We start from the raw sequence: 12343 nt of genomic DNA on the forward strand, positions 1-12343 counted from the left end.
ATGCCGGGCAGGGCGCGCGCGCGGCCGAGCAGGAATCGCTCGATGATGGGTCGCGGGGGCACCGCATATCGCATCGCCTCCCGCACGCGACGGTCGGAGAACGGCTTGCGCCTGCAGTTCAAGCCGACGAAATGGGTCCTCGTTCCCTGCGCCGCCGAGAGATGCGCGTGCGACAGGTTATCCACGCGATCCGCTTGGTCGGGCGGGATATTGACCGCGATGCCGATCTCTTTCCCTTCGAGCGAGGCGAGCCGCGTCGCGGCCTCCTCCAGCGGTCGAAAGATGACCCCTGCCAACTGCGCTGGCCCGACCGGCGGGATATCGGGGGAGCCGCCGTAGTACTCATCGAATCTCTCCAGCACGATGCGCTCCCCCGGCCGCCACTCCGCCAACCGAAACGGCCCCGCGCCGATCGGTTTCGTCGCAAACTCGTCCGGACCGACTCGCTCGAAATACGCCTTGGGACAGACCTCCTGGAACACGAGCTTCTTGTGCAGGATGGGGTAGGGGCCGTCGGTGATGATCGCGATCGTATGATCGTCAATGATTTCGGCGCCTGCGACGGGACCGAGCAGGTCTTTTCTGGGCGATTTGGGCAGCCCCGGTATCGCGCCGATCACGCGGTCAATGGTGAACTTGACGTCCGCCGCCGTGAGTTTCTCGCCGGTGTGGAACGTGACGCCTTCGCGCAATTTGAAGACCCATCGCGTGTCGGCCTCAACATGCCACGATGCCGCAAGCTGAGGGACGTACCGCATCTCGGGGTCGCGCGTGACGAGGCCATCGCAGATGTTCCGCACGACCGCTTCCACCGTGCGCGAGCGATGCATCGCCGGATCCAGCGTCGTCACGTCCGCATCCAGCGCCACACGCAGGGCATCCCTCATAAGGTCCAAACGCAGCCCACGTCTCCGCCGACCGCAGCCCGACCCAAGCGCCGCCAGCGCGCTCGGTAGGGCGCCTGTCAGGACCGCCCCACGCGCGCACTGGCGCAGGAATTCCCGGCGAGTGGATTTGCCACGACACGGCGTCGCGGCAACGTCCGGCCCTCTGATGCTCATCTCTCGGCTTCCGTCATCCATATGTCTTGGGTTTCCCCTCGCGCGCCCGATTCCCTACCCAGCATCCTTTCCTTCGGAGATCATCGTCGCCGGCGCGTTCCACGCGCGCACGCGGACTGCGTGAGAATCACTCACTTGCAGCACGCGCGCCTCGCCCGGGTCGAGCCAGAAGTAGGAGTCCTCGACGCTGAGCCGATCGGAGCCCTCGGGGTGGTAGAAGTGGACGCCCACCGCCGGAACGGAACCTGCGTTCTCGACGACAACGTTGCCGCCCTCGACGCGCGTCGCCAAACGCGTCTGGGGGAGGTCGAACAGGCAGCCCGGGCGAGCCGCGACGTTGAGCCAATAGAACGTGCGGTCACGGAGATTCCGGCCGGCGCGTGCTTCGGTGACTATGAGCAGCGGCGCGCTGCCGGCGGCTTGTGCCGAAACCGTCAGGTCGCCCAGCCGGCGCACGCGGTCGGCCAATCCGATGCCGTTAAATTCCGTCCTCGCGACTTCACGCAGCGACGCACCGAACGCACGAGCCAATACCGACCACTCGCCCGTGAGTTCTTCGGCGTCGTCGAGGAGGAAGATGGGGACCCGCAATCCTTCGCCTTCGGGCACGGCGAGGCGCTCGAACAACGCGCACGCGTGCAGCGGCTCGTAGGCGTCCTGCGTGAAGAAGTAGGCGATCTTCGGCACACCGTACCAGTCAACGGTCGCCCAGGCACAGGCGGGATACACATCCGTGAGCTTGTAATAGCATACGCCGGTCGCCTCAGGCCAACGCGTCCGCGCCAGCTCGAGCGTGTGACGCAAACCGGTGGCTTGCGCGAGCTGCATCCCGGTGATCAGGCCGTCCATCGTGTCGGCGTCGCGGAACTGAGAGGCATACTGGTGCATAATGTCGAGATGCTGCGCGCTGTACGTCGGCGTGTGGCGGACGAAGCTGCCTTCGGCCGGTGGGGGCCAGAGCGTTCGTTCGTCCGGTGGCAAGTAGCGCAGCACGCTCTCCAGGTTCGGCGGCGAACTGAGGCCGAACTCACCGATGAACGGCGCCGCGAGCGACAGGTTGCGGTCGAGCGGCTGGCGGCCCCAGTAGACGTCGTAGTTATGTAGGCTGCCGCCGTACGGGTCGGTGCGGTGGAACGGGCGCGAGCCGTCCAACTCCAAGCAGATGCGGCCGATTTGCTTGACGATCGGGCCTTCGCCTGAGTGCTCGTTGCCCCCGCCCCACATCAGGAGCGACGGATGGTTGCGCAAACGCCGTACATTGCCGGTCGCGGTTTCATCTACGACTGACGGACTGAGCACGTCGAAGCGCTGCCAGGTGAGCGGGAACTCCTGGTACACCATGACGCCGAGGCGGTCGCAGAGATCGTAGAAAACGTCGGTTTCCAGCAGCCCGCCGCCCCACGCGCGCAGGAGTTGGATATGCGAATTGCGCGCGAGGCCCAAGAAGCGCTCATACCGCGCGGAGTCGAGTCTCAGCAGGGGGTCGAGGATGCACCAGTTCGCGCCCTTGAGGAAGATCGGGCGGCCGTTGATGATGAAGGTCCATCGGTAGCGCATGGGAAGCGGCCCGCCGGGAAGGGGACGGGTCTCGATGGTGCGGATGCCGAAGGTCGTCACCTCAGTGTCGGGCGCACCGTCAGTCGGGATGAAGGACAGCGTCAGGCGATAAAGGTTCTGCGGCCCCAGATCCACCGGCCACCACAGCCTGGCATCAGGCACGTGGAAACGCAGGTGAAGGGGCGCTTCGCTCGAATCCGCGCGCACGTTGTATTCGAAGCGCAGTGGTTCGCCCGCGAAGTTCTCGGGTTCAATCGTCCCCCGCAGCGTGCCGGACCATTTGGATGATAACCCGCGAAGCGTCACGCACAGATCCACGATCCCCTTCTGCGCGTCGCGCGCGGCAACGAACGGATCAAGGATATCAACCGTCGGCCGGCCTTCGAGGCGCACGGAGCGCCAGATGCCCAGCGACGGCAGGTTGACGTAGTGCCACCCGTACACCACGTTGGTCTTGAGGACAAGCTTCCAGTCGGCCGGGACAGGATCGAGGCGCACGACGAGCGCATTGTTGTTGTGCAGCAAATCGCCGACATCGAAGTCAGGTCCGCCGAAGGCGCCCTCGTGGCGTCCCAAGCGCTCCCCGTTGAGCCACACCGTACACGAGTAGTCCACGCCGTCGAAATACAGGCGCGCCGCCGTCATGCCCTCAGGGCGTGTGAACCGTCGCCGGAACCACCATTCGCGATCACAGGCCTTGCGCGCAATGTCTGCATGCAACCCAATCATGGGATCCGGTATCCGACCGGCGGCGAGCAGGGCCGTGTGGACACTGCACGGGATGTCCGCCCGTATAGCGTCGGGCCACGGCTGATTGCCGAGGAACGTGCTTTCACTTCCCCTGCCGGTATCGCACCCCACCATTTCCCATTTGCCGTCGAGCGAGAGCCGCACTGGCCCGCGTGGGTGCTCGGCGGACCCAGGTTGCAGAGTCACCTCGGTCGCCGGTGAGTCAAGCGGGGATGATGCAGGACTGAACGCGCGCCGATCCAGGTCGTCGAGAGACAACCCATCGATGCCCTCAGCGGCGAAGGTCTCCTGCATGGTCATCGGCCGCAGCTTCCCGTCGACTGCGGCCCGGGCCGCGGCGGCGGCGGCGCGGTACCACCACTCCGCGAACGCAGCGTCCATGTTCTCCCCGCATCCGCAGTGGATGACGAACCCTTTCCCCACGGGCACGGCAACCACTGCGGGCGTGTAGCGGGAATCCCACGCGAGTATCGCCATCGGGCCTGGGGTGCGAAGCGAGCGAATGGGTGTCGCTGACAGCGGCCCTGGATCGGGAAGGCCAAGTGCGCGCCCCTGAGACGTCAGGCTAACCGGCCCGGCGCCGCTACTGACCTCGAAGCTGAGCCCGAGTGCGTCCGGCCCGAAATGCCCGGTGTCCCGCACGCCCGTGGCCATGTCTCGCGCCACGTAATGCGACACACCGACCGGCATGACATACACGCCGCCGGCGCGTACGAAATCGGCGAGGGCACGCAGAATCGGCCCTCCCCAGTCGCCGCGCTCCGGGTACACATGATCACCAGGGATGACGATGACCTGCAGGGATGACAGGCCGTCTGCGGTCAGCGCGCCGGCGTCGAGGATGCGCGGAGAAAACCCGGCTTTGTCGAACGCGGTCACGCACGCCTCGGCGCGCCATGCGGCGGCGTCGTCGCCTCGCGTCCATTCGTAGGGTTCGACGAGGGAGCTGTCCACCACACCGACGGTGGCGCTGGCTGGACTGGCAACCGCAAGAGCGATGGCGAGGCTGGGCAAGAGCATGGCGAAGAATCCCCTGTTGAGGTAGCGGCCGGCCGCGACGCCGTGCCTCGGCCCCCGGACTGCATAGCGGACACCGCCGACCGGGCCTCGGCTAGTCCTTCAACTCATGGCGCCTCGCAGCCTCGGCCGCGCTGACGCCTTTTTGAACGACATCGCACAACGCCCGCTGGAATGGACCTGGATCCGGAGACTGCATGACGTTGCGCCCGAAGACCACACCCCGGCCGCCGTCCTGCACGATGCGCTCCGCGAGTTCCAGTGCCGCGATCTGCTTCGGCGTCTTCTCCGCCCCCAATCCCAGGATCGGCACCGGACAGGACTCCGTCACTTCGCTGAACCTGTCGGTATAGAACGTCTTGATCAGATCCGCGCCCAGTTCCGCGATAATGCGACACGATCGGTAGACCTGCTCGTGCATCTCCTCCTTCGACAACGTGTCGGAGCGCGCCGGGAAGCACTCGCCGACCACCGGCATGCCAAGCCGATGGGCTTGTTGCGCGAGGTCGCAGAAGACTTCGACATTCGCCGCGTCCCGCGCCTCACTGCCCGTCCGCAGAGTGAGCGAGACGAGCGCGACATCCGCGCCCGCCGCGGCCGCGTCGGCAGCGCTGATCGCCGACACCGTTGCCGCATCATTGTACCCCCAGTGGAAACAGTAGACCGTGCTCCAGTTCAAGCGAACGATCGCCAGCGGCGCGCCCTTGTAGTTGAACACGCCGCCGCAGTGCGACAGCATCCCGGGCGACAGAAGCACGGCGGACACGCGGCGATCCACCTGCCTGACGGCTTGCGGCAGATCAATCATCCCTGGCAGGGGCCCGTCGAACTCGCCGTGGTCCACCGCGACGACGACCGCGTTCCTGGCCTTCGAGAACAGTTTCCCCAATCGGATTTCTTTGCCGGTCAATGTCGTCTCCGTTTCCCGTGCGCCGCGCTCCGCTCGAGCGCTCTGCGACGGCACTGCGCCGCGGCGGATCTGCTAATCGCGCGCGCCGTCGGCGGATGATCCGCCGGCGTAGAACTCCAGCACCGCCTCGTAGGCACGCAGGTATCTCTCGTAGAATCGGCTCTCGGCCTCGGCTTGCCGCGAGTCGGGCACGAACTCGCGAGCGCTTTCCGTTTCGTCCCAGCCCTGCGCGGCCGCGCCGGCCGCAAGTTTCGCCGCGCCGTAGCACGCGGCCTCCGTCAGCTCCGACACGCCGACCGGCCGCCCGAGCACATCGGCAATCATCTGCGGCCAGACGTCACTCCTGCCGGCCCCGCCCACCATGCGAAGCGACGGGATCCCAGCGCACAGCGCCTCCGCCGTTTCAACGTTCCGCCGTGCCTCGCACGCGAGCCCGCGCATGACTGCGGCTTCGACATCTCCGTAGCTGTGCGCCATAGTCAGGCCGAGCAAGCTCCCGCGCGATTCAGCCCGCCAATCCGGCGACAGGCCGCCATAGAGGTGCGGGATGAAGACAAGCGGCTCGGCCCGCGTATCCTCGTCCACTCCCGTGCAGAACGCAGCGTGAAACCAATCGTATGCAGCGCCGCCCGTGAAAGGCAGCACGAGGCCCCATTCGCTTGCGCTGGTGTGACAGCAGATCGCAATCCGCTCGCGCTCGTCAACCACAGGAACACTCGAAACTGCGTAGAGCACCCACGCCGTGCCGCATGACAGCACGCTCGTCCGTCCGGCTGTCGCGCCAGTGCCGTACGCGGCGGCCGCCTGGTCAAACGCGCCCGCGACGAGCACCGCGTCGGCGGACAGCCCGAGGGTCGATGCTGTCTCGGGGAGCAGCGCCCCGATAGTGGTGCCGGACTCCACGACCTGAGGTAATGTCAATGAATCCACTTCGAGGCGGCGCACGACCTGCTCCGACCACTGACGCTCGGACGGCGAGAACAGCGGCGTCCACGACGCGCTCGGCACGTCGGTTACGAAGTTTCCGCACAGCCTGTGAGCGAGGAAATCAGGCACTCCGCAGAAACGGTGAACGCGCGCGCGCAGCTCCGGCGCCGCCTGGGCGAGCCATCGGATCTTGCACGCCGAGCTGTAGGGCGTCAGCCGGGCTCCCGTCTCGCGGTACCAAAACCGGGGGCCGGTCTCGGCGATCAACTCGCGACACTGCCGCTCGGCGCGGGTGTCCATCCAACTGATCGCGGGGGCGAGCGGGGTGCCTGTCTCGTCCACCATGATGAGCGTATCGCCTTGGGTGCTCAAGGCGAGCGCGTTGATCTCGCGCGACGTGCGTCCCTGTTCCTCGCACGCACGCACGCAGGCAGTAACGACGTCCACCAGCCCGCGCCAGTAGTCCTCCGCGTCCTGTTCCGCCCAGTTCTCATGCGGGTGCGACAGCGCATAGGGGTGCTGCGCAGAACCCAGAACGCGGCCGTCTTCGTCAACCGCGAGGCACTTAGCCGACGTCGTCCCAATGTCCGCACCGAGGTAGATCGCACCCACGTCTAAGTCCTTCGCTGCGGCAAAGTCACGACGTTCCATCCCATGATCTCGCCGAAGCGCTCGACTTCGTCTGCGACATCGCCATAGACGAGCGCCGAGTGGTGGGTGCCACCGGCCCGACTGTATGCCGCCAGGAAATCCTCGACGGGCAACGCGGGTTCGAACCAGCCGTGAATCGAATCCGCCATGTTGTCGCGGCCGGCGATGTCGAGTATCTCGACCGGCGCGACAAGCAGCGTGTACATACCGTCCGGCCCCGGAGCGAGGTTGACGAGTACCGCTCGGCCGCCGCGGAATCTGCCGACAGCGAACACGGGATTTGCCGCATCGGTCCAGGGGAATTGCATTTCCGCCAATCGCGGCCGGTCGGCGCTCAGCTCGATATTCATCTCGCCCATATGGCTCAGGAAGACGCGATTGCCCGCCCAGTCCGGGCAGAACATCTCAGTGAACGTCGTCTCCGGACGTGCTGAGGCCAACGCGCCCACCAGCGCCGCCGTCAGGACGTCGCCCTCGCCGGCATAGCCGATTCCGCGCGCCATCGCCTTGCTCGCCTCCAAGAACGGCACGGTCGGCAGCCCGCATATCCCGTCGAATGCCAGGAAGTTGAAGGTGAAGGCCGTGAGTTGCTCGCGCTCCAACCAGCGCCGAACTGCGAGGCACACGCACGTCGTCCGGCGGTGCGCCTCGGCGTCAACTCCCTGTGCCGCGAACCTCGACGCATCCGCAGCGAGCTCCGCCTGCACGGCTTCGTCATCATCGGGTGGCAGCAGCTGACGAAGATCCGCTGGGCTGCAACCCAGGGTTTCGACCCCGATCGTCGCGCGCAGCGCGTCGGCGGAGACGGCAAAGTCGCCCATGCCGGGGAATGGCTCGCCGATGCGGCCGACGCGAGCGTTTCCCATATTCGCCGCGATCATCGCAGCACGCGCCCATGCGGCGACGCGGTCGAGAACATCGGAATCCCGCCAGTGTCCCGCCTCGATGTGGAAAGGCTTGCGGTTGCGGAGCAGCAGGTTGCACATGTCCTGCACGCCGTGGACGCCGTGGTTGTACATCAACTCGTCAGGGTCTTGGTCAGGGCCATAGGCCTCGGCCGGCGTGGTGTCGAGGACGATGAGCGGCAGCTTGGTGGCGGCGAGCGCGTCGGCCGACTCCAGCGACGGCGAGTAGGCCAAATGCACAGTGACAACTGCATCGGCTTTCGCGTCCTCAAAGGAGGCTATCGCGGCGCCAAACTCCTGCCTCACGCGGCACACCGGTGCGGTCGCCACCTCGAGACCACGAGATCCCAACTCCGCAGCGATCGTTACGTAGAACGCCTCGGCGCGCGCCCGCACTTCCGGCATAGCCCTATCGTACAGCTCGAGGTAAAACGGCAAGAGGCCGATCTTCGGTTTGCGCATTGTCATTGCCTTGCACCGGCAGTTGCGGAGCCACCGTGACCTGCGCCAGAGCACGCCGGCCGACTACGCGTAGCCCAACTCGCGTTCCGTCTCAGCTATCGCTTCCTCGATTATCGCGACGGCTTTCGCCGCGACATCACGCTCCATCACGATGGGCGGCGACAGGCGAAGGATGTGGCCGGCGGGAACCCACGCCAGGCCCTTGCTGAATGCCTTCTGATATACGAGCCGGCCCGCCTCCTCAAACGGCTCCTTTGTCGTCCTGTCCTTGACCAACTCGACCGCGAGCAGACAGCCCTTGCCTCGCACCTCGCCGATGATCTCGTGGCGCTGCTGCATCTCCCGCAACTCCGCAAGGATGAAGTCACCGAGAGCGGCGGCGCGGTTGAGCAGGTCCTCCTCTTCAATAACCTCCAATGACGCCAGGGCCGCCGCGCAAGCCATCGGGTTCCCGCCATAGCTCGTCGAAGCGGATATCGTCTCGACGGCGTCCTTGTAGCGCTCGCTGACCATTATGGCGGTGACGGGGAAGCCATTGCCGAAGCTCTTTCCAAGCGCGACGATATCCGGCCGCGTATCCCAGTGCTCCATGCAGAACATCTTCCCGGTGCGCCCCATGCAGGTCAACACTTCGTCGGCGAAGAGCAGGATGCCGTGCTCGTCACACAGCGCGCGCAGGCGCGGCATGAACCCGTCGGGCGGCACCACGGATCCCGCCCAGCCTTGGATCGGTTCGAGGACGATCGCGGCGACGCGGCCGGAGGTCTCCTCCCTAATGATCTCGCGGATGTAGTCCACGCAGTGAATTCCGCAGTCGGGATGCGACAGCTTGAACGCGCAGCGATAGCAGTACGGCCGCGGGGCGAGAAAGAAGCCCGGCGCGCGCAGGCCCTGGCTGGGGTCGAGGCGGGCAAGCCCTACCGCACCCATCGTCTTGCCATGGAAGTCGCGATGAAAGCTGATGAATTCGAGCTTGCCGGTCGCGGCTCGGCAAACGCGCAATCCTGCCTCGACCGCCGTCGTGCCGGAATCGTAGAATTGCACGCCGGTCAGGTCCCAGGGCTGTATCGCCGCGAGTTTCTCGAGCAGCGCAAGCTTGATCGGCGTCGTGAAGTCGTGGCAATTCATTAACCGCGCAGCAGCCCGCTGAACCGCCTCGACAACCCTGGGATGACAATGTCCGAGACTCGTGACGTATATCCCGCTCGAGAAGTCAATGTACGTGTTGCCGTCCACGTCCGTAAGCGTCACACCGCGGCCTGATTCGAACACGACCGGGAACAGCCGCACCTGCGACGAGTAGCCTTTCATGACGCGACTCGCGCGCGCGTGCTGCTCCACCGACCGCGGGCCGGGCGGCGGACTCACTATGCGCGGGACGGATGCGGGATCGACATGGGCCCAGTAGGTTGCTTCCTCGAACGGGCGAGTTGTCATGCACGCGATCTCCTTCCGATAACGATTCACCCCCGATGCTTACCGCTCGGGGTCGAAACTCGGGATTGCCATTTGCTTGCCGCCGTCGAGCGCGGATTGATGGGCGATGATCCCGGGGGCGGTGTAGGCGACGGCTTCGTACACGTCAATGGCCGGCGGGCGCTGGTTGATCAGCGCATCAATGAACTCGTGGGTCAGGAAGGTATGCGAGCCGTCGTGGCCGCTGGCGTGGCGGAGGGGTGCCGGCAGCATGTCCGTCTGCCACCACTGCGGCTGCTGGTACTGCTCGAACGGTGAGAGCTGGCGCACGAAGCCCGCGTCGTCGGTCTCCGTCAGGTCACCGGTGCGGACGATGATCGAACCCAGCCCGTTCGGGTGAGGATCGAAGAAGCTCATCTTCTCGCCGTACCATTGGCCGCGCTCGCAGCCGCGCACCGGTCCCTTCCAGTACACCGCCACACGAAAGGCGTTGCCCTTGTCGGTCCTGAAGAAGGCGGTCTCATTCCAGAAGGGGTTCCGGTACCGGTTGTCCTTGAGCAGCGGCGAATCATCGCCCCAGCCCAGACACGAGACCTCGGTCAGCCGCTCGCCGGTGACCCCGATCAGGTATGCGGTGCAATGCGTGGGGTAGTGCATCGGCGGGAATCCGTGCCGCCATGTGGGACGGCCGTCGGCCTCGAACCAGAGGCTTTCCAGGCCGGGATGATGGTACTCCGCTTCGGTGTAATAAATGCTCCCGAACTTGCCGCCGTCGAACCACTTCCGCGCCGAAATGACGGATTGATGGTAATGGCTCGTCTCGGCCATCATGTAGGTCAAGCCGGTTTCCTTAACCGTGCCCACCAACTCCCGGCACTCCTCGATCGTCATCGCCGCGGGCACGGCGCAGATAACGTGCTTTCCCGCGCGCAGGGCGGCAACACAGTGGCGTACGTGATCCGGCGCGCCCGTGAACACCGCGACTGCGTCAACATCAGGGTCGAGAATCAACTTCTCCAATGACTCGTAGGGCTTGTTGCACCCGTACACCTTCATCAAATGCTCGCGGCGGTCCGGCCGCAGATCACTAACAGCTTCGACGACGCAGTTGGGGTGCTCGTGCCAGTAGAAGGATGCCCCAAAGCCGCCGCCGACGACGCCAATCCTGATCTTGTTGCTGTATTCCTTCGCCACTGTTTGCTCTCCCGCGATCGCGCTGTGTGCCAAGGCCGCCCCCGCCAGCGCCGCACCGCTCCGGCGCAGAAATTCTCGTCGCGAGCAGCCTGCGTTCGGCCGATGCTGCGTCACGTTGCTTCCTCTTTCTCTGTCGCCCTCGTGGTTCATGGCGCGGACACCCGCTACCGACGCGCTGCCTCTCCGAGCAGCCTGGCCCCGTTGGCGTACATGATCCGTTCCATTGCCGCTGCGTCGAGGCCGGCGCGCCGCAGGGCCTCGATGAGCGCACGCAGTCCCTCGTAGAGGTAGTACGTGTATGTCGCTTCTTCCTCCGGGCTCTTGCGATTGACGTTCCAGGAATAGGGCCCATCGGTGTTGTTGATGTACTGCTCGCCGACGTGCTCCCGGTAGCCGCGCATCATCATGATGGGGAGATCGCTGCCGAACAGCAGCCGATCCGGCCCGACGGTTTCCAGGGCAAGCTGGAACACATCGGCGTTCAGGTTCGCGGAGACGTCGAAATAGATCCGCGGTGCATCAGCGAAGTGGCGGAGGCCGTGCTCCGCCGCCGGCAGGCAGTACGCGCGCCCGACATGCGCTACGATCAGATTGACGCGCGGGTGTTTCTCGGCGATCTCCAAGACCTCTGTGATGTTCTCCGGGGCACCGAGGCGCCCCGCGCGCGGTAGGTGGAGCATCAGTATCCCACCGGCCTCATTGAGCGCCGCCAGATGCGTTCGCGGCAGGAAATCGTAGATGCTGACTTCCTGGGTCTCCTGCAGCGCCAAGTCGGGGTAAGGCTTGATGCCGACAAAACCCTTCGCTAAAGCATCCGTTATCCTGTTGGCGCTCCAATCCGGCCGCGTGACGAACAGGCCGGTCGCGTTGTTTTGACCGTCACCCAATCCGGCGAGCACATAGTCGTTGCCGCGCTCGGTGTCCATCTCCCGGTAAACACCTGTGAATGCGAGCGGCGACACTTGCTGGCCCGGGAACAGGACGCGGTAGTTCTCCCGCAACTGCTCCCAGGACTGGCAGATCCCGACCTCCATCGCCCAGTTCGCCTCAAGGCGTTCGGCACTCACCGGCCCGCAGTGCTCGGGAAGCACGACGTGAACATGGATGTCCACAATTCGCTGGGGCAGCCACGCGCTGAACTCATCCCTGTAGATCGCCTGGTCTCTGTCCGTGCGGGTGTCCATAGTCGAGGCTTCCACGGTGTCGATGGAATCGTCCTATCAACGATGGCAAGGATTACGCCCTGCTGCCGTGCGTTCCTGCCGCAAGGGACTGCGAGACGACGAGGATCGCGGCGGACGCTCGCCGGCCGCGTTCGACCGACGCCCGACGTAGCCCACAAGAAGGCACCGGTCACGCAGGGCGAGAATCTGACACTGGGGGGCCATGGGGCGGGAGCGGACCACGATTCGGCCGCCAAGCGTCTCGCGGACTATGCCACAGCACGAGCCAGGTGTGGCGGGGAGAGGCGGCCCGCGGCACAAGGTAACACG

8 protein-coding genes are annotated in these 12343 nt (G+C 65.5%); all 8 read right to left on the reverse strand.

The genetic code is table 11. The features are described 5' to 3' along the window. Positions 1-896 (reverse strand): ABC transporter substrate-binding protein (locus tag JSV65_01410; GenBank protein ID UCH35035.1); only part of this gene is annotated, 896 nt, incomplete at its 3' end. 219 nt (positions 897-1115) lie between these two features. Next, the gene (locus JSV65_01415; protein ID UCH35036.1) at positions 1116-4388 is read right to left on the reverse strand and encodes a beta-mannosidase; all 3273 of its coding nucleotides are present in this window, start codon (positions 4386-4388) and stop codon (positions 1116-1118) included. Positions 4389-4479: 91 nt separating this feature from the next. Then, positions 4480-5295, reverse strand: coding sequence for a hypothetical protein (locus JSV65_01420; GenBank protein ID UCH35037.1), 816 nt, complete (start codon positions 5293-5295; stop codon positions 4480-4482). Between the two features lie 72 nt (positions 5296-5367). After that, positions 5368-6873 carry a hypothetical protein gene (locus tag JSV65_01425; GenBank protein UCH35038.1) on the reverse strand — a complete coding sequence of 502 codons (1506 nt, stop codon included), beginning with the start codon at positions 6871-6873 and terminating at the stop codon, positions 5368-5370. Beyond that, positions 6837-8246 (reverse strand): hypothetical protein, encoded by a 1410-nt coding sequence (locus JSV65_01430; GenBank protein ID UCH35039.1) that lies wholly within the window; start codon positions 8244-8246, stop codon positions 6837-6839. The genes JSV65_01425 and JSV65_01430 overlap by 37 nt, the downstream gene beginning before the upstream one ends. Positions 8247-8303: 57 nt before the next feature. Beyond that, positions 8304-9677 carry an aspartate aminotransferase family protein gene (locus JSV65_01435; GenBank protein ID UCH35040.1) on the reverse strand — a complete coding sequence of 458 codons (1374 nt, stop codon included), beginning with the start codon at positions 9675-9677 and terminating at the stop codon, positions 8304-8306. A gap of 39 nt (positions 9678-9716) precedes the next feature. Continuing rightward, complete coding sequence (locus JSV65_01440) at positions 9717-11000, reverse strand: Gfo/Idh/MocA family oxidoreductase (protein UCH35041.1); 1284 nt, start codon at positions 10998-11000, stop codon at positions 9717-9719. A 14-nt stretch (positions 11001-11014) separates the two neighbouring features. Continuing rightward, on the reverse strand, positions 11015-12034 hold the full coding sequence (locus tag JSV65_01445; protein UCH35042.1) for an amidohydrolase family protein: 1020 nt from the start codon (positions 12032-12034) through the stop codon (positions 11015-11017). Positions 12035-12343 lie beyond the last annotated feature (309 nt).

Source organism: Armatimonadota bacterium, assembly GCA_020354555.1.
Taxonomy (GTDB): Bacteria; Armatimonadota; Hebobacteria.